Source organism: Aeromonas sp. 600479, assembly GCF_049175515.1.
Lineage (GTDB): Bacteria > Pseudomonadota > Gammaproteobacteria > Enterobacterales > Aeromonadaceae > Aeromonas > Aeromonas veronii_A.
This window is the reverse complement of record NZ_JAAKVF010000017.1, coordinates 50,960-70,250: the sequence shown is the minus strand read 5'-3', so window position 1 is coordinate 70,250 and position 19,291 is coordinate 50,960. Positions and strand designations below refer to the sequence as shown.

15 protein-coding genes and 1 riboswitch are annotated in these 19,291 nt (G+C 57.9%); of the genes, 5 read left to right on the top strand and 10 right to left on the bottom strand.

The annotated features are described in order from the left end of the window. Window positions 1-13 precede the first annotated feature (13 nt). Together G5149_RS16715 and upp are read right to left on the bottom strand one after the other, a co-directional pair. Entirely contained in the window at window positions 14-1,033 is a 1,020-nt protein-coding gene (locus tag G5149_RS16715) for a DUF2066 domain-containing protein (RefSeq protein ID WP_421213054.1), read from the bottom strand. Window positions 1,034-1,183: 150 nt separating this feature from the next. Beyond that, entirely contained in the window at window positions 1,184-1,810 is a 627-nt protein-coding gene (gene upp / locus G5149_RS16710) for a uracil phosphoribosyltransferase (RefSeq protein WP_005334115.1), read from the bottom strand. 176 nt (window positions 1,811-1,986) lie between these two features. Between upp and purM the strand changes: the two genes are divergently transcribed. Further along, window positions 1,987-3,024 carry a phosphoribosylformylglycinamidine cyclo-ligase gene (gene purM, locus G5149_RS16705; RefSeq protein ID WP_421213053.1) on the top strand — a complete coding sequence of 346 codons (1,038 nt, stop codon included), beginning with the start codon at window positions 1,987-1,989 and terminating at the stop codon, window positions 3,022-3,024. 32 nt (window positions 3,025-3,056) lie between these two features. After that, entirely contained in the window at window positions 3,057-3,695 is a 639-nt protein-coding gene (gene purN / locus G5149_RS16700) for a phosphoribosylglycinamide formyltransferase (RefSeq protein WP_270816945.1), read from the top strand. 117 nt (window positions 3,696-3,812) lie between these two features. Here the strand turns inward: purN and G5149_RS16695 are convergent, their stop codons facing one another. From G5149_RS16695 to G5149_RS16675, 5 genes are all read right to left on the bottom strand, one after another. Then, window positions 3,813-4,574, bottom strand: a complete 762-nt coding sequence (locus tag G5149_RS16695) for a Nif3-like dinuclear metal center hexameric protein (RefSeq protein WP_216979065.1) — start codon at window positions 4,572-4,574, stop codon at window positions 3,813-3,815. Window positions 4,575-4,733: 159 nt separating this feature from the next. Then, a complete protein-coding gene (locus tag G5149_RS16690; protein WP_005344556.1) occupies window positions 4,734-6,077 on the bottom strand; it encodes a sigma-54-dependent transcriptional regulator in 1,344 nt (447 codons plus the stop codon). A 76-nt stretch (window positions 6,078-6,153) separates the two neighbouring features. Beyond that, the gene (locus G5149_RS16685) at window positions 6,154-7,188 is read right to left on the bottom strand and encodes a sensor histidine kinase (RefSeq protein ID WP_216954098.1); all 1,035 of its coding nucleotides are present in this window, start codon (window positions 7,186-7,188) and stop codon (window positions 6,154-6,156) included. Window positions 7,189-7,294: 106 nt separating this feature from the next. Beyond that, window positions 7,295-8,716 carry a sigma-54 dependent transcriptional regulator gene (locus tag G5149_RS16680; RefSeq protein ID WP_216954401.1) on the bottom strand — a complete coding sequence of 474 codons (1,422 nt, stop codon included), beginning with the start codon at window positions 8,714-8,716 and terminating at the stop codon, window positions 7,295-7,297. Window positions 8,717-8,984: 268 nt separating this feature from the next. Then, window positions 8,985-9,863, bottom strand: a complete 879-nt coding sequence (locus tag G5149_RS16675; protein WP_270904533.1) for a DUF2726 domain-containing protein — start codon at window positions 9,861-9,863, stop codon at window positions 8,985-8,987. A gap of 196 nt (window positions 9,864-10,059) precedes the next feature. On the opposite strand from G5149_RS16675, the gene G5149_RS16670 reads away from it, so the two are divergent. From G5149_RS16670 to ppx, 3 genes are all read left to right on the top strand, one after another. Further along, the gene (locus tag G5149_RS16670; RefSeq protein WP_216963538.1) at window positions 10,060-10,575 is read left to right on the top strand and encodes a glycine cleavage system protein R; all 516 of its coding nucleotides are present in this window, start codon (window positions 10,060-10,062) and stop codon (window positions 10,573-10,575) included. Window positions 10,576-10,649: 74 nt separating this feature from the next. Beyond that, entirely contained in the window at window positions 10,650-12,719 is a 2,070-nt protein-coding gene (ppk1, locus tag G5149_RS16665) for a polyphosphate kinase 1 (RefSeq protein ID WP_421213051.1), read from the top strand. Further along, complete coding sequence (gene ppx / locus G5149_RS16660) at window positions 12,709-14,199, top strand: exopolyphosphatase (protein WP_159158627.1); 1,491 nt, start codon at window positions 12,709-12,711, stop codon at window positions 14,197-14,199. The genes ppk1 and ppx overlap by 11 nt, the downstream gene beginning before the upstream one ends. Before the next feature lie 63 nt (window positions 14,200-14,262). Here the strand turns inward: ppx and mgtE are convergent, their stop codons facing one another. From mgtE to G5149_RS16645, 3 genes are all read right to left on the bottom strand, one after another. Beyond that, window positions 14,263-15,606 (bottom strand): magnesium transporter, encoded by a 1,344-nt coding sequence (mgtE, locus tag G5149_RS16655; protein ID WP_279008733.1) that lies wholly within the window; start codon window positions 15,604-15,606, stop codon window positions 14,263-14,265. Window positions 15,607-15,727: 121 nt separating this feature from the next. Continuing rightward, a riboswitch (M-box (ykoK) riboswitch) is annotated at window positions 15,728-15,897 on the bottom strand. A 177-nt stretch (window positions 15,898-16,074) separates the two neighbouring features. Further along, entirely contained in the window at window positions 16,075-17,283 is a 1,209-nt protein-coding gene (gene flgL, locus G5149_RS16650) for a flagellar hook-associated protein FlgL (protein ID WP_421213049.1), read from the bottom strand. 4 nt (window positions 17,284-17,287) lie between these two features. Beyond that, on the bottom strand, window positions 17,288-19,291 hold the full coding sequence (locus G5149_RS16645) for a FlgK family flagellar hook-associated protein (protein WP_421213047.1): 2,004 nt from the start codon (window positions 19,289-19,291) through the stop codon (window positions 17,288-17,290).

Genomic DNA, 19,291 nt, shown 5'->3' with positions numbered 1-19,291 from the left:
AAGCCTTATAAAATCAGGGCTGCGACCATTGGTAACGCAAACCGCTGCCATTATCGTCAACCTTGCGCAAACGACTCTCAAGCTGCAGCGCCCGCACCAGCTCGGCCTGCTCCCCTTGCAGGGTAAAGTTGAAGGTGACCTGGTCTCCCTCCAGCTTGCCGATCGCCACCTTGCTGACGTTGGCCATCCCCTGCAGCATCTTCTGCACGGCGATCATGCTGTCCACTTCGGAGAGGCCATCCACCACCAGGGTCTGGCTGGTTGCCGGACCCGAAATGCGGGCACCGTAGTTTTTCACCAGCCAGGCCGCCAGGGTATCGGCAAACCCTTGCGCCACTTCGGCCTGAGTGCCGGTGCTATTGCCACGGGTCAGCTCGGTCACTTCACCGGCCGCTTTGGGACCGTAGAGTCCCCAATCGATGCTCCACTTGTCACCTTCCGGTGTCAGCTTGCCCAGCACCACCATCTCGGCGCCATAGCGCTGGCTTGCCTGCAAAATCGGGTCGGCAAAGCGTCCCCAGACGTCGGTGGCACTGACCGCCATGTTGTCATCGAGATCCATCAGCGGAATGCTGATGGGTAGCCCCAGCGCCTGGGCCTGCTCGCGCAAGGCTTGCGCCCAACCATCGCTGGATTGATCTGCCAGCAGGCGACGCTCCCCCTGATCCACCACCAGCCAGATCGCCATCTGGGGACGAGCCGGGCCAAGCAGGGCAAACTGGCTCTCGGAGACCAGGCTGTTGACCTTGTCACTCTTGAACTCGGCTTTCAGATACTTGACGGAGTCCTGATCCTGATAGCCATAGCTTTTGACATAGTCGCCCGGGGCCGCCAGCGCTTTGACCACCACCGGCTGGGTGAGGATGTCGCGCTTGCCGGTCACCTTGATCAGTACCTGACCCAGTGCCTGCCCTTGAGCAGCCACCATGTCACCACTGGTCGGGGCCTTGCCCTGATAGAGGTCGGTCACCTGAGCGGCCGAGGCCATGAACGACAAGCCGCAGCAGAGGGCGGTCACAACACGTTTGAACATGAACAGAGTCTCGAAATGGGAGAGTAAGCTTATGGTAGCGGCAAGGAACGCCCTGCGGCAAGGCTGGCACAAGCGGCCACAAACAGCAGAGCCGGCGATGCGCCGGCTCCGATCACCCCTTCCACATGGGAAGCAGGTCAAGGCATAAACTTATTTGGTACCGAAGATCTTGTCGCCGGCGTCGCCCAGACCCGGCACGATGTAACCTTTCTCGTTCAGCCCCTGGTCGACAGAAGCGCAGTAGAGCTCTACGTCAGGATGAGCGGCTTCCAGCGCCTTGATCCCTTCCGGCGCGGCAACCAGTACCAGCACCTTGATGGATTGGCAGCCTTTCTTCTTCAGCAGATCAATGGTGGCAATCATGGAGCCACCAGTGGCCAGCATCGGATCGATGACCAGCGCCAGACGCTCTTCAATGTTGCTGACAATCTTCTCGAAATAGGGAACCGGTTGCAGGGTCTCTTCATCACGGTAGATACCGACCACGCTGACACGGGCGCTCGGCATGTGCTCCAGTACGCCATCCATCATGCCAAGGCCGGCACGCAGGATGGGTACGACAGTTACCTTCTTGCCTTTGATCTGGTCAACTTCTACTGGCCCATTCCAGCCATCGATGATAACCTTCTCGGTTTCGAAGTCAGAGGTCGCTTCATAGGTCAACAAACTGCCCACTTCTTTGGCCAGTTCACGGAAACGCTTGGTGCTGATATCGCCTTCACGCATCAGACCGATCTTGTGTTTGACCAGGGGGTGTTTGACTTCAACGACTTTCATTATTATCTCCTCTAACCTGCCGCAAAAAAATCGCGGAATCATACAACAAAAGCCACCGCTTGTAGAGCATTTCCGCGCAAAAACGCGCAAACGATTTCCTTTCTGGTTTTTCACCGCCACTGTTAGAATACGCCCCGAATTTTACCCTCCACTTCTTTACATGACGGGGAATACTCGTGACTGACAAAACCTCACTGAGCTACAAGGATGCTGGCGTAGATATCGATGCCGGCAATGCACTGGTTGAACGTATCAAGGGCGTGTCAAAGCGCACTCGTCGTCCTGAAGTCCTTGGTGGTCTTGGCGGCTTTGGGGCCTTGTGTCAAATCCCTGCGGGCTACAAGGAGCCGGTACTGGTCTCCGGTACCGATGGTGTGGGCACCAAGCTGCGGCTGGCCATCGACCTGAAGAAGCACGACACTGTGGGCATCGACCTGGTAGCCATGTGCGTCAATGATCTGATCGTACAGGGCGCCGAGCCGCTGTTCTTCCTCGACTACTATGCTACCGGCAAGCTGGACGTGGACACCGCGGCCGCAGTGGTCACCGGAATCGGTGCCGGTTGCGAGCAGTCAGGCTGTGCCCTGGTGGGCGGCGAGACCGCCGAGATGCCGGGTATGTATGAAGGGGAAGACTACGACATCGCCGGTTTCTGCGTCGGTGTGGTGGAGAAGAGCAAAATTATCGACGGCAGCAAGGTCGGTGAAGGGGATGCCCTGATCGCCCTGGCCGCCAGCGGCCCTCACTCCAACGGCTTCTCCCTGATCCGTAAAATTCTGGAAGTCTCCAAGGCCGACGTGCATCAACCGTTGGGTGACACGACCCTGGCCAACGCCCTGCTGGAGCCGACACGCATCTATGTGAAACCTGTGCTCAAGCTCATCAAGGAGTGCGAGATCCACGCCCTCTCCCACATCACAGGTGGTGGCTTCTGGGAGAACATCCCCCGCGTCCTGCCCGCCAACACCCAAGCGGTAATCGATGAGCAGAGCTGGCAGTGGCCGGCAGTGTTCAGCTGGCTGCAGCAGGCTGGCAACGTTACCCGTCACGAGATGTATCGCACCTTCAACTGCGGTGTCGGCATGATCATCGCCCTGCCCGCCAACCAGCTGGAGAAGGCGCTGACCTTGCTCAAGGCGGAAGGCGAAAATGCATGGCATATCGGCCATATCGCCAAGGCAGCCGATGGTGAGGAGCAGGTCGTCATTCAATGAATGACCGGATCAACAGCCAAATGAACTCCCCTATGAAACGCATCCTGGTGCTAATCTCCGGCAGCGGCAGCAACCTGCAGGCGATCATCGACCACTGTGCCAGCGGCAAGATTGCCGGTGAGGTGGTCGGCGTCATCAGCAACAAGGCCGATGCCTATGGTCTGGTTCGCGCCAGAGAGGCAGGCGTGGCGACCTCTATTCTGGCCCAGCAGCAGTTTGCCAGCCGGGAGGAGTATGACGCCGCCCTGCTTGCGCTGATGTCAGACTATCAGCCGGACTTGGTGGTGCTGGCCGGGTTTATGCGGATATTGAGCGGCGATCTGGTGCGCCATTTCGCCGGGCGGATGATCAATATCCACCCCTCCCTGCTGCCCAAGTATCAGGGCTTGCACACTCACCAGCGTGCTATCGATGCCGGTGATAGCGAGCATGGCGCCAGCGTCCACTTCGTCACCGAAGAGCTGGATGGTGGCCCGGTGATCCTGCAGGCCCGTGTGCCCATCTTTGAAGGAGACAGTGCGGACGAGGTAGCGGCACGGGTACAGGCGCAGGAGCACAGCATCTATCCGCTGGTGGTACGCTGGTTCTGCGAAGGCAGGCTGCAGATGGTGGACAGCGCTGTGCAACTGGATGGCACCTTGCTGGGTGCCGCGGGTTACGCCAGCGAGTAACCGCTAACAACTGCATGTCAGATACAACAAGGGAGGCTTAGGCCTCCCTTGTCATTTCTACCTACCTCACGATGGCTTAGGTCAGGTCCGATTACGCCGCTACGCGGCCAAGCGACCCTAGACCGGATTGTCGATATCGATAAAGGTGACATCCAGCCCATGCACGGTCGCCAGCCACTCCCCCAGCGCCTTGACACCATAACGCTCGGTGGCGTGATGGCCAGCGGCGTAGAAGTGCATCCCCATCTCGCGAGCGGTGTGAATGGTCTGCTCGGAGGCTTCGCCAGAGATAAAGGCATCGATGCCCTGCTCCGCCGCCAGATTGATGTAGCTCTGACCGCCACCGGTGCACCAGGCTACGGAACGGATAAGCTCGGGGCCGCTGTCGCCACAATAGAGTGGTTCGCGGCCAAGGCGATCGGCAATCAGCTTGGCAAAGTCGGCCCCATTCATCGGCTCTTCCAGCTTGCCCACCATGGCGACGCTCTTGCTGTTCCACGGCTCCAGACCGCGACGCACCTTGATGTCGAGCAGCTTGGCGAGCTGGGCGTTGTTACCCACCTCGGGATGGACATCCAGCGGTAAATGGTAGGCAAACAGGTTGATATCGTGGGTCAGCAAGGTCTTGAGCCGACGCTGCTTCATGCCGGTGATCTGGGCCGGTTCACCGCTCCAGAAGTAGCCGTGATGGACCAGAATAGCATCGGCCTCGGCAGCCACCGCCGCGTCGATAAGCGCCTGACTGGCGGTGACACCGGTCACCACCTTGCGAATGCGCTCGCGCCCCTCCACTTGCAAGCCGTTGGGGCAGTAATCCTTTATGGCGTGAGGTTCGAGCAGATGGTTCAGTACGGTTTCGAGTTTTCGATGAGAGATCATAGGGGTCCCTTATTAAGGCTCGGTCCCCTGCTTTACCAATAAAAACAGGGGCCAGGCTCAAAGCGCCAAGGGCCCCATGATAATCGAGCCGGGCTGTCAAGACCATGACAGCGCCAGCACGATGAAGCTTCGCCCTCACTCTCGGGCAAACAACCTGACTCAGGCGGGCAAATCGATCCCCGCATCCCGCATCTGGGCGAGCTTGTAGCGCAGGGTGCGCGGGCTGATGCCGAGTCGGTCCGCGACATCCTTGCGGCTGCCGTTGCACTCTTGCAGGGTGTCGAGAATGATCTGGTGCTCCTGCTGCTTGAGCTCGCTGCCAAGGCGATCACCGCCATAACTGCGCTCCACACAGATCGACTCCATGCTCTCTTCGTCCAGCTCCTCCAGAATGAGGTGCTCCCCATCGATCAGCCCGTCCGGACTGAGGATCAGGGCGCGCTGTACCACGTTGTCCAACTCCCGCACATTGCCGGGCCAGCTGTGGGCTAGCAGCCTCCTCCGTGATGTCTCGGTCAATCTGGGTGTCGGCAACCCCTGCTGGCTGGCATGGAGGGCCAGCAAATGTTCCGCCAGCGGCAGAATGTCACCGGTCCGCTCGTTCAGAGCAGACCAGCGCAGCGGGAAGACGTTGAGACGATAGTAGAGATCTTCGCGAAACAGGCCATCCTGTACCGCTTTTTTCAAATCCCGGTTGCTGGTGGCGATGACCCGCACATCCAGCGGGATCATCTTGCGACTGCCGAGCCGCTCCACCTCTTTCTCCTGCAACACCCGCAGCAATTTGGCTTGCAGCCCCTGATCCATCTCGGTGATCTCGTCAAGCAGCAGGGTGCCCCCCTGCGCCTGCTCGAACTTGCCGGGGCACCCCTGTACCGCACCGGTGAAAGCCCCCTTCTCGTAGCCAAACAGGGTCGCCTCCAGCATGTTTTCCGGAATGGCGGCGCAGTTGATGGCGACGAAAGGCTGCTCGGCGCGGTTGGAGTTGTCGTGAATGTAACGGGCCAACACCTCTTTGCCGGTTCCGCTCGGGCCGGTCACCATCACGGTCGCTTCGCTTCTGGCCACTCGGGTCGCCAGCTGGAACAGCTCGGCGGTTTTGGGATCCCCGTAGACCACGGCGCGCTTCTCCACCTTCTGGGCCGGTACATAACGACTAACCTGATTGAGCAGCACCTCCGGCGAAAAGGGCTTGGCCAGATAGTCGATGGCCCCTTCGCGCATGGCGCGCACCGCGCCGTCGATATTGGCGTAGGCGGTCATCAGCAACACAGGTATCTGCGGATATTGCTGGCGGATGGTAGCCAGCAGGGTGAGGCCGTCCATTCCCCCCATCTGGATATCGGAGATCACCATGTCAAACGGCTGACGGGAGAGGGCCAGCAGAGCACGCTCGCCGCTGTCCGCTTCGCGGCACTCATAACCGCCGAGCAAAAGGGTATCCACCAGCGCTTCGCGCAGGCCATTGTCATCTTCTACAACCAGGATCCGGGCCTGAGTCATGCTACACCTCCCACGACAGCCAACCTGGCCGCATTGATATGGCTCCCTCTCGGCAGGCACAGCTCCTTAACAAGGCTCATGCTGCACCTCCAAGTTGCACCTGCTGCTGATGCAGGGGGAACGACAGAGTAAAACAGGTGCCTTCACCGGGAACCGAGGCCACACCGACCTCCCCCTGATGGGCACGCACGACGGATTGCACCACCGCCAGCCCGAGGCCAGTGCCTTGGGAGCGGGTGGTAAAGAAGGGTTCGAATACCTGACCAAGCAGGTGAGAAGGGATCCCCTTGCCATTGTCGATGACACGCATCTCCACCCGGACACCACTGCGCACCGCGCTGACCAAGAGTGACGTGGCCCCCGCCTGCTGGGCATTGGCGATCAGGTTGTTGATGGCGCCCGCCAGTGCGCTGCTGTTGGCCAGCAGGCAGAGATCGGGCTCCGGCGCCTCTATGTGCAGTTCGCAGCCCTGTTGCTGACAGAAAGCCTCGGCACCAGCCTGCACTTCAGCCAGCAAGCCCTGTACCGAGATGGGGGTGACCACCTGATTGTCGCCATTGCGGGCAAACAGCAGGATGTCGTTGATCTGCTTCTCCAGATCTTGGAGGCGGGCCATCAGCTTTTGCTGAAACTGGCTGCGGGACTCCGGCTTGAGGGTACGGTTGGCCAGGTTGGCGGCATAGAGCATGGCGGCGGAGAGCGGAGTGCGGATCTGGTGGGCGAGCGAAGCCGCCATATTGCCCAGCGCCGACAGCCGCTTCATGTGGTTGATGCGATCCTGAAGCTTGCGGGTTTCAGTGAGGTCATTGATAAAGACCAGCTGGCCGCTCTGATCCGGCAGCGGCTGGGTAGAAAGCTGGACCCGTCGTCCATCGCGCAGGGAGATCTCGTGGCCATCATCCTCACGTGGTTCAAAACAGCGGGCAATGATGCGGCGCCAGAGCTCTCCTTCCAACGGCTCCCCCAGCAGGGAGATGGCTGCCGGATTCGCGCGGGTGACCACCCCAGCCCCGTCAAGCAGCAACACCCCGGTGGGGAGCGCCTTGAAGATGGCATAGAGCTGGCTCACTTCGTGGGACTGGAGTGGCATGTCCTGCTGCTGGATCGTCATAAACCTGACCTCAAACTGGCTATTTGGTCAGGTCATTCAATTTCCATGCCACTAAAATATGTTAATTAAAACAATAGATTGCATGTTAACGTCAAGGCTTTGACCCTTAAACGTCCTTGCTCATCCCGTACTTTTTCATCTTCTCTACCAGGGTGGTACGGCGCATGCCGAGCAGATCGGCGGCGCGGGCCACCACCCCGTCCTGCGACTCCAGCGCCTGGCGGATCAGCTCCACTTCAAGGTCGGCCAGCATCTCCTTGAGATTGACCCCCTCCTCCGGCAGTTGCATGGTGCGGGCAGAGGCGAGGGGGTGATCCAGCTCCGGCGGCTCCTGGAACACCGCCGCCAGCGCATCCCGCTCATCCATCTCGGTCAGCCGCTCATCCCGCGGCTCGCTCGGCAACAGACGATAACGACTCGGCAGATCCGCCACATCGACGATCTGTTGCGGGTAGAGGATAAGCAGCCGCTCCAGCAGGTTGGAAAGCTCGCGCACATTGCCCGGCCAGGGGTACTGCATCAGCGACTCCAGCGCCCGCTGGGTCAGACGGATCACACTGTGGTGCTGCTCCGCGTGACGGTTGAGCAACTCCTGCAGCAGCAGCGGAATGTCATCGATGCGATCCCGCAGTGGCGGGGTCTCAATGGGGAAGACGTTGAGGCGGTAGTAGAGATCTTCACGAAAACCCTGACTGCGGATCAATGCCTCCAGATCCCGATGGGTCGCCGCAATGATGCGCACATCGGCCTGAATGGGCTTGCCGCCACCGACCCTGTCGAACAGCCGCTCCTGCAATACCCGCAGCAGTTTGACCTGCATCGGCATCGGCATGTCGCCAATCTCGTCGAGGAACAGAGTGCCCCCCTGCGCCAGCTCGAAACGACCGCGACGAGCTGCGATGGCGCCGGTAAAGGCTCCCTTCTCGTGACCGAACAGTTCGCTCTCAAGCAACTCGGCAGGAATGGCACCACAGTTGATAGGCACAAAGGGGCCACTACTGCGGGCCGAGAGTTCGTGAATGGCACGGGCCACCACTTCTTTGCCGGTTCCCGATTCACCAAGGATCAGCACGTTGGCATCGGTCTCGGCCACCTGGCTGATGAGGCGGCGAACCTCCTGGATCCCCTTCCCTTTGCCCACCAGCAAACGCAGCAACGTCTGCCCCTTGTCATGGGTCTGTTGACGGGGATGGAGAGAGACAAAAGCCTGACAGAAGTGCAGGTGACGAGTCAGCGACTCATAGGTAAAGGGGGCCTGGGCAACACCGATAAAGTTGCTGTTGGGCAGTTCCGCCTCAACCAGCGAGATAAAGGGGGTACGAGGGAAAGCGGCAAGTAACTCGGGCAAGGTGCGACCTGCCAGTTCACCCACCAGCACCCCTTGCAGTGGGCCAGAAGATTCGATGGCGACATCCAGGTCCCCTTCTGCGACATCCTGCCACAGGATCCCCATAAACGTGAGCACGGTTCCCAACTGCTGGCGCCGCTGCGCATCGGCATCAACAATCAACACGCCCATCTCCACCATATCCATCCCTCGCGATATCCTGAACTAACTTATTGTTTTATTTAGTAATAAAACAGCTACTGACTGTCTTTTTGCAGGCACACAAAGTGCCAAAAAACCGACACATTGTCAAAAATTGTCGTATTCAGGCTAAGTGTATCGATAGAAACGGGAGATTAGATAAATTTTGCCGAGGAATTTTCTGCATTGGCGCCGCTAGCAAACGCCGCCAATGGCGGAAAGAAAACTGCCCTCGTCAGAGGGCAGCATGCAATACGGTCAGATGAACTCAGTGGCTGTGGTGGTGATGCGGCGCCGCATAACGACACGCGGGAAAACGACTACAGGCCAGGAAGAGTCGACCGGCGTGGGGGCCTTTTTTCGCCTCCCGCTCCACCAGCGGCGCATCGCAGCGGGGGCAATGCTGCACCTCGAGCTCCTCGTCCTCCTCTACATCGGCGAACAGTCCATCGACCAGCTCACCCTCACTCTGTGGTGTCTCCACCATCCCCTTGGCCCGGATGGCAGGTTCGTGGAGCGACGAGGGCGAGACAGCCTCGGCATGGGCAGTGCGGCCACGCATCCCGGCACCGACATCCACGCCGTCCAGCAGCAGAGGGTTGAACGTCGGCTCGCGGCGCGCCCCGTGCGGCAGATCGTCAATCAAGGGTTCGCTGGTTTTGAGCAGCAGCGGCAAGATCTGTTCGCGCAGCTCTTCCACCAGATAGCTGGCACTTGCCGGGATCTGCAGCAACGGCAGACCGGCACTGTCACAGGCGGTTTTCAGAAAGAGATCCCGCGCCTTGCGCTTCTGATGGCGGTGGGAGCTGTCATCGAGTTCGATGGCACAGATAAAGGAGAGATCAGAAGGGTGGCAAAGCAGATAGTCGAAATGCTTGGCGCTGATCTTGTTGAAGTACTGCTGCCATTTGCTTTTGCCGATCCCGGCCTGCGGCGTCAGCACATCGGCCACCCGCACCTTGGCAAAGACCCGGGCCTTGTCACCCACCGCCAGATCCAGCACCCCGAGGAAGGATCGCTCGGCGGGACTGAACAGGGTCTCCTGCACATCATAGGGCAGGCGCTTTTGCTGTCTGCCTCTGCTCCAGAAGATCGCCAGCACAAGCAGCGCCAGCAACAACAATCCCGATAGGACAAGGGTATTCATGAGAGCACGATCCATTTCACGACACGAAAGGGGAATTACTTTACCACAGCCGCCACGGAGCAAGGCAGCAGACCCGTGTATAGAAAGTGAAAAGTCCCGTCTTTTTATCTATTTGTCAGCAGGCGGGGGTTCATATGACCAGCCCCAGCAGGCACAATAGGGATAGAGCAAGAAATCCCATTTCAAGGAGAGCAGGATGCAAAAGCAATTGGTGGTCACCGTGATCGGTGCAGACAAACCCGGGATCGTCGAGAGTCTGGCAGCAGTCATCAGCCGCGAGCAGGGCAACTGGCTGGGCAGCGCCATGAGCGAACTGGCGGGCCAGTTTGCCGGTATTCTCCATGTCTCTGTCCCCGATGAGCACTATCGCAGCCTGTGCGAAGCACTGGCCATGCTACCGGGTCTGACCATCAGCTTTGCCGAAGGGACACCGACCACCGAGCCAGCCCATCAAGTCATGATGACGGTGACCGGCAACGACCGCCCCGGCATCGTCCATGAAGTAGCCAGCATCCTGCGTCAGCTCGAGATCAATGTGGCCGATCTCACCACTGGCTGTGAACCGGCTCCCCACTCCGGCGCCCCGCTCTTCTATGCCCATGCGCTGGTAGCCCTGCCCGACGGGCTCGCGATGGATACGCTTATCACCGCGCTGGAATCCCTCTCCGACGATCTGGTCGTCGACATCGACGAAGCGTTCAGCGAGCAGTAACAATACTGTCATTTATTTGTCATATATTAACGCCATAACTGCCGCGCAGACGCGACCTGAAACAGAGGCACAAGATGAGCACCGACAAGCAGTATGAAGAGAAAGAGCTGAGCTGGCTCTCATTCAATGAACGGGTGTTGCAAGAGGCAATGGACAAGACGGTGCCCCTCATCGAGCGGGTTCGTTTTCTGGGGATCTTCTCCTCCAACCAGGATGAGTTCTTCAAGGTACGGGTATCGGACGTCAAGCGCCGCATCCTCATCAATGAAGTACATGGTGGCGACGATGAAGCAAAAGTGCTGCTGCGCGCCATCCAGCAAAAAGTGATGGCGCTCGGTGAAGCGTTCGACAACACCTATAAAGAGCTGTTGATTGCGCTCGCTCGCCACAACATCTTTCTGGTCAACGAGAACCAGCTCTCCGATGCCATTCAGAAGTGGCTGCGGGTCTTCTTCAAGGAGAAGGTGCTGCGCCACATCATCCCGATCCTGCTCAACAAAGAGGTCAATCCGGTCAAATTCCTCAAGGATGAGTACACCTATCTGGCCATCGAGATGAAGAAGAACGGTCAGGTGATCCAGTACGCTCTGGTGGAAGTGCCGACCGACGACCTGCCCCGCTTCTTCCAGCTGCCGCCGGAAGGGACCCGCCGCAAGAAGCAGATCATCATTCTGGATAACGTCATCCGCTTCTGCCTCGACGAGATCTTCAAAGGCTTCTTCGACTACGACGAGATTGCCGCCTATGCGGTGAAGCTGACCCGGGATGCCGAATACGACCTCTCCGACCAGCTGGACTTGAGCCTGGTGGACAAGATGAGTGACGGCTTGAAGCAGCGCCTCACCGCAATGCCGGTGCGTTTCGTCTACGAGCGGGAGATGCCCGCCGCCATGATAAGCTTCCTGAAACTCAAGCTGCAGATCAGCTCCTACGACGCCATCATGCCGGGTGGGCGTTACCACAACTTCAAGGATTTCATCGGCTTCCCCAACGTGGGCCGTGACTATTTGGAAAACCCCAAACTGCCGGCGCTGGATTGCCGCGATTTTGACGGCTTCGTCAACGCCTTCGATGCCATCACCAAGCAGGATATTCTGCTCTACTACCCGTATCACAAGTTCCACCACTTCACCGAGTTGGTGCGCCAGGCGGCGTTCGATCCGGCGGTGAGCGCCATTCGCATCAACATTTATCGGGTGGCCAAGAAGTCGCGGATCATCCACTCCCTCATCGATGCCGCCAACAACGGCAAGAAGGTGACCGTGGTGGTCGAGCTGCGTGCCCGCTTCGACGAAGCGGCCAACATCGACTGGGCCAACATCCTCACCGATGCCGGGGTCAAGGTGGTGTTCGGGGTACCGAGCCTCAAGATCCATTCCAAGCTATGCCTCATCACTCGCCACGAAAATGGCGAGCCAGTGCGCTATGCCCACATCGGTACCGGTAACTTCAACGAGAAGACCGCCAAGATCTACACCGACTTCTCGCTGCTGACCCGCAATCCGGATATCACCGCCGAAGTAGAGGGGGTGTTTGAATATATCGAGTACCCCTATAAGCGTTACAAATTCAACCACCTGCTGGTCTCCCCCATCAACAGCAGACGTCAGCTCTATCGTCTCATCGACAACGAGCTATCCAACGCCAAGGCGGGCCAGCCGAGCGGCATCATCCTCAAGATCAACAATCTGGTGGACCGGGATCTCATCAACCGGCTCTATGCCGCCGGTCAGGCGGGCGTGCCGATCCAGATGATCATCCGTGGCATGTGCGCCCTGCGGCCGGGCGTGCCGGGTTTGAGTGACAACATCAAGGTGATCAGCATCATCGACCGCTTCCTCGAGCACCCGCGGGTGATGGTGTTCCACAACAAGGGCAACCCCCAGCTCTATATCTCCAGCGCTGACTGGATGAGCCGCAATATTGACGGCCGGATCGAGGTGGGCACGCCCATCTATGACGAGCGGCTCAAGCAGCGCATCATGGATATTCTCGAGCTACAACTGAGTGATACCTGCAAGGCGCGGGTGATCGATGCCGACCAGAAAAACGAATATGTGAAGCGGGGCAATCGCCGAAAAATCCGCTCTCAGGTCGCGATTTACGACTATCTCAAACGTATCGAGTCAAACAATGGACAATAGTCTCTATGCCGCCGTCGATCTCGGCTCCAACAGTTTTCACATGGTGATCGCCCATCTGAGCGAAGGGCGTTTTCGCATCGTCGATCGCATCAAGGAGCGGGTGCGTCTGGCCGAGGGGATGGACGAGCAGAAGCGCATGAGCCCGGAGGCGATGGAACGCGGCCTCGCCTGTCTGTCACTCTTTGCCGAACGGCTCACCAATATCAAACCGGATCAAATTCGTATTGCCGGTACCTACACATTGCGCCGCGCCAGTAACGCCCGTGAATTCGTCAGCGAAGCAGCCAAGGTACTCAACCACCCCATCGAGATCATCAGCGGCCAGGAAGAGGCGCGCCTCATCTATCAGGGGGTCGCCCATACCCAGCATATTGAAGGTCAGGTACTGGTGATCGACATTGGTGGCGGCAGCACTGAGCTCATCATCGGTGAAGGGTTTGAACACAAGGCCCTCACCAGCCGCAAGATGGGCTGCGTCAGCTTTACCCAGAGCTTCTTTGCCAGCGGCAAGCTGAGCGACAAGCACTTCACCAATGCCGTGCTGGAGGCGCAGCACCAGCTCGCCCCCATCGTCAACCAGTACCGCAAGCTGGGCTGGCAGAGCTGTCTTGGCAGCTCAGGCTCGATCCGCACCGTGCGCGACGTGCTGCAGGGTGAGGGGCTGACTGACGGCAGTATTACGCTGGAGGGGCTGGAGCGCCTCAAGGCCCTGATGATCGAACATAAACGGGTCGATAACCTCAAACTGGTCGGGCTCACCGAGGAGCGTCAGGAGGTGTTTGCCGCCGCGGTCGCCATCCTGCTCGGCCTGTTTACCTCGCTGCCCATCGAGCGGCTCGACTACTCTGACGGAGCCCTGCGTGAAGGATTGCTGTATGAGTTCGAGGAGCGCTTGCAGCACCACGATATCCGCGAACGGACGGCGCAAGCCCTCGGCACCCACTACCGGATGGACCGCAAACAAGCCGCCCGGGTGGAGCAGAGCGTGCTGACCCTGTTTGATGCCCTGCAAGAGCCTTGGCAGATGGAGATAGAGCCCTATCGCGCCATCCTCGGCTGGGCGGCGCGGCTGCACGAAATTGGCCTTGCCATCAACTACAGCGGCATCCACCGCCACTCCGCCTATATCCTGCAACACACCGACCTGCCCGGCTTCAACCAGGACGATCAGGCATTGCTGGCCGCGCTGGTACGCTTCCAGCGCAAGGGGCTAAAACTCGCCGAGCTACCGCCCCTGCCCAACCACGACCTGCAGACGGTGCTGCGCTGCATCCGCATTTTGCGCCTAGCGGTAGCCGCGCACCACAAGCGCCAGGACAACCTGCTGCCAGAGTGGAAAGTCGCGGTACAAGGGGATCAGCTGGTAGTAACCCTGCCGATCGACTGGTGCGAGGAGAACCGTCTCCTGATGCAGAATCTGGAGAAGGAGCACCGTTATTGCCAAGAGCAGGGCTGGCCTCTGTTGTTCCAGCTCGGCTGAACCGCAAAGAGAGATATAAAAAAGGCAGCCCGTGGGCTGCCTTTTGCATTCTCAGGTTGTGGTTTACTGCAGTTCGGGCAGCAGCAACTTGGCAATCTCGAAGTAGATGATAAGACCTGTACCATCCACCAGCGTCGCGATAAAGGGAGCCGATACGACCGCAGGGTCGATACGGAAGCGGCGCAGCACCATGGGGATCACCGACGCCACGGTGGCACTCCAGAGCACGATGGCGATGATGGTCAGAGTAACTACCATGCCAATCTGGGGACCCACCCCCAGACTCCAGGCTCGCACCCAGGCCGCCAGCGCAATGGCCGCCGAGATGAGCAGACCGGTAGAGAGCTCCTTCTTCAGCACGGTGCCGAGGTTGCGCAGACTCACCTCCCCTACCGCCATGGCGCGTACTATGGTAGTGGTGATCTGGGTACCGCTGTTACCGCCGGTACCGATCAGCAGAGGGATAAAGAATGCCAGGGCAATGGCCGCTTCCAACTGCTCCTCGAAAGCCCGCAGCACGGTGCCGGTATAGGCTTCGGCCACAAACAGAATGAGCAACCAGCCCACCCGCTTGCGCCACAACTGCCAGGGCGTTGCCTGCAGATAGGGGGTATCCAGCGGCGATGACCCCCCCTGCATCTCGGCATCCTCGGTGGATTCGAGCTCCAGAATATCGGCGGCATCATCAACGTGGAAAATACCGACCAGCCGCCCCTGATCCTCAACCGGCAATACCGACAGGTCGCGGTCGATCAGTAGGCGCGCCGCCAGCTCCTGATCCGCACGGGCGTTGATCCGCACCGTTTCACGGTCCATCAGAGTTGCGACGCTGGCCAGCGGGTCAGCGATCAGCAGAGTCTTGAGCGAGATGCTCCCCTGCAGACGCCCATCCGCGTTGACCACATAGATGTGGCGAAACAGCTGGGCATTGTCCCAGGCATCGTGGATCAGCTGTTTGGCCTTGCCCACGGTATCCTGTTCGCTCACGGCCAGGTATTCATGACGCATGTTGGCCCCGACCGACTCGGTAGGCCAGTCGAGCAGGGAGTAGTACATGGCCTGAGCCTGGGTCGGAAAACGCGCCAACAGCATGGTGCGATCCTGACGGCCGAGCTTGCGCAGGATAGCCACCATCTCGCGACGGGGAATGGCTTCTTGCAAGACACTGACGATACTGCCATGCATGCGCTGCAACAGGCGTCCCGCACTCTCTGCCGAGAGAGAGGCGATAAGTTCAGCCCCCTGCGGCACAGGCAAGGTATCAAAGATGCAGTTGAGCTCTTCCGGACGCAGGGTCAGCAGTTGATCGGCGCGCTGAACCGGATCCAGATTGTGTTCCAACCAGCCTTGCAGGCTGGCGAGATCGAGCAGTTGATGACGGTTGAGAATGGTGTGTGTTTTCTTCATCACAAATAATCCCATGTGATTTCAGGCGAGCCTGAGCGCGAGCGGAGATCCGTTCGCCATCTGAAAGAAAACAGCAATTTGATTGACGAGTAATAGGCAGGAAATGACGCCGTTCGGCGTGTCATCATCCCCACGTACCAGCTTTAGCACTGCATAACGTATCCGGCATGCCGGAAGCCACTTGGGTTTACACCTTAATCCGATGAAAACTGTCCTGATCTTGGGCGTCTCTGGACGTCGTGAGATCAGTGGCCTGTGTTTATACAGGAGCCTCGCCTAACGAGATGCTGCAATTAAACTTGCACAACGCTCTGTTGTGCGGGCGGCATGATTATCCAATCCCACAGGGAGGTCAACCCCGCCTCAACCAGGAAACAGGGTATGGCAACAGCTTGTTACAATTGTCGGAACATATCAGGGGAACTCTGCCGGGGATGCATAGCAAAAAGGCCCCATAGGGGCCTTTTCTTAGCGAATATAGTCAAATAGCGTCAGACGACTTATTTTGCTGAACGAGAGCTGCGAGGCACTCAATGCCGCATCCTCTTTTGACAGTGCTGAAATTACCTCATAGAGATCGGCTTCCGACACCTTGGCTCTCGCCTCGGCATTGAGGGTGCTCAACCCCTCGTTGGAACCCATCACCTGCTCCAGACTGTTCATCCGGCCACCCAGTTCACCCAGCCCATGATCAATGTTCAAACGGGCATTTTTCATATGAACGGTGGCATCGGCCACTTTTTGCTCAAAACTCTCGGCTGAAATATTGGGATCACGCAGAGCCGTAATGAAGTCTGACATCCCGTTCAACACGTTGTCATTCTTGGGAGGATTGAGAGCAAACTGCTGTGCTGCACCACCTGCAGGCTGATCCAGTGTCAGTTCGAGACCATTGAACGGTATTTTGGTACCGGGAGTGTAATTACCTGTCTGCAGGGTATTGCCACCCGCATCCTTGATATCATAGGTATCGGGCGGGCCAATTGTGGTGGAGACTGTGTAGGTGTTGCTGGGCAGTGCCGGGTCGTAACTGGATTTATAGAAATTATCAAAATCCCCCTGATCCCCGACCCCGACCTTGATATTCGCACTGGTGGCACTGGCGGTTCTTCTGGTTGCTACGATTTCAAACAGATCTTGTCCGGAGTCATTGGCAGCAATTTGCACTGTGGGCGATACCTGAATATTTCGCTGGCCAGGATCTCCCTGATAAATGTATTTACCGTTGGCATCTTTCACATAGGGCTGGGTCTTGCTCTGATTGCCCCCGAAAATAAATTCACCCGATGAGTTCTTGCTGTTCATCAGGTCAAACATTTGCTGCTGCAACCCTTCCAGTTCGCTGGCAATGGCCTTTCGGTCATCCAGGCTAATGGCACCATTATTGGATTTCTGGATCAGGGTCTGAGCACTGAGCATCGCAGTATTGAGAGAGTCCAATACTGTCTCTTCATGTCCCAGGCTGTTCTGCAGCAAACTGCCATTCACACTGTACTGTTTGAACAACTCAATCTCTTTGGTCAATGCCATCTTCTGGCTCATGCCTGCTGGATCTTCACCAGCAGTCTGAAACTTGTTGCCGGTTTGCAACTGCTGATAGGCCTTGTCCAGCCGCTCGTTGGTATTGGTCAGGGAGTAAAGATTCCGATCGTAGATCATGTTGGTGGTGATGCGCATGACGTTACCTCACGGACGAAAGCAATGTATCGAAGATGGTTTTGGCCGTACTGACCACCTGGGCGGATGCCGCATAAGATTGTTGGAAACGGATCAGATTGGCCGCCTCCTCCTCCAGATTGACCCCGGAGACGCTCTCATAGATCCCGGTACTCTGGATCAGCTTGGATTCATTGGCTTTAAGCTGAGTTTTTGCCTGGCTCGTATTGTTGCCCACTTCCATCACCAAGCCTGAGTAAGCCTGGTTGAAAGTCATCTTGTCGTTGGTCGTTCCCCCGTTGGTACTCTTGCGCACCAGATCCTTGTTTTGCAACTCCGCCATAGCCAAGCCATTACTGTTGTCAGCAAAACCATTGGTATTGTAACTGAGCTGGAAGCTGTCGGTTTGTACTACTGTGCCGGTAATACTGAACTCGTAGCCCGGGCTCTGTTTAGGGTTGCTATAGACCGCGGGTCCGCTCGGAAAGGGGCTGACGATAGATGCCATCAAATTCTGCCCTTTGCTGGCTGCCGGAGCGATTCCTATCAAGGTAGTCCCATCACCGGCATATACCTCATAGTTGCCGTTGTTGCCGATCTTGACGATCTGGGGCGCGGCGGGATCCAGGCTATTGGTACCAAAACCGGAACCCGTTCCGGTATTGAAGACACCATCCAGTTTAATGTCCGCACTGCCGATGTTGTTGGTTGTCTTCTGCACTTTAAGCGGTGCAGCCAGGGCCAGGTCTTCCGGCCGGGTGATCTGCTGAGCAAGCCCGGCAGCAGCCCCCTTTGCCGGTTGCAGTAGCAGCTTGTCTCCTGCCGCCGGTGTGCCGGTAAGATCGATCGAGATCCCGTGACCAGCCAGTTCAAACGTCGCTGGCGGCGTGGTGCCTGTTGCCACAGAAGTTCGATTTCCTGCTTTGTCCAGCGAGAACACCTCATATCCGGTCGCACTGCTAAAGCGTACTTCATAATCGAAAGGGGTCACTGAGCTTCCTTTGCCTGCGACGAAGCTGACATTCGCCCCGACCGACCCCGTGTTGTCGCCATAAGGCAATCCCTTGCTGGTTGGCAGGGTGAAAATATCGCTGCCCAACTCGTTGTCCAGATCCATCCCGAGACGGTTTTGCTGATTCATGGCATCTGCCATCGCAACGGCCAACTGCCCCAGCTCACGCTTGGTCGGCTCCAGGTCGGTACGCGCCTTGAACAACCCTCCTATGGCTCCCCCAAACGTATCGTGATCAATGAGAGCCTGATTGTCGCCAAGGGTCAGTTGCAACTCCTGATCACGGGAATCAGGGTCTCCTGCCACCACCTTGAACTGGGCAACGCCTCCATCCAGGATCAGCGAATGACCAGTACTCATATTGACCAGCATGCTACCGTTGGGTTGAGCAACGGTGCGAATATCCATCTTCTCGGAAAGCTGTCTTATTGCCTCGTCACGCTGATCAAACAACATCAGGTTCTCTTCGGGTGATCCCTGAGTGCGAATGATCGCCTGGTTGAGATCATTGATACTGGTCAACAAGCTGTTGACCTGCTTGGTTTCATCTTCAATACGGGTATTGAGGGTATCGCTGTGCTTGTCGAGCTGGGCCGATAGTGTGTGAAATCGGTTTACCATACCACTCAACTCCGTCATCACTACCTTGCGGCCCCCGATCTCGGCGGGCGATTCATTTGCCGAATGAAAGGACTTGAAATAAGAGGTAATGGTCTCACCCACACTGTTGCTGGTGTCTCCCAGCAGGCGATCCACATCGGCCAGCTGTTCGTAATGGGTCAGAGATGCGTAAAAGGCAGAGGTATCGCGACGCACCTCTCCCTGCATATAGCTGTTGATCACTCGCTCGGTCTTGATATCACCGGTACCAAGACCGATGGCATTGGTATACACCAGCGTACGCTCGCGCACATAGCCCTGGCTATTGACGTTCACGATGTTGTTACTGGTGCTCTGCAACAGACGCTGCTGGGCCAGCACGCCCGATGATCCAATTCCAAGCAGATCGCTTGCCAT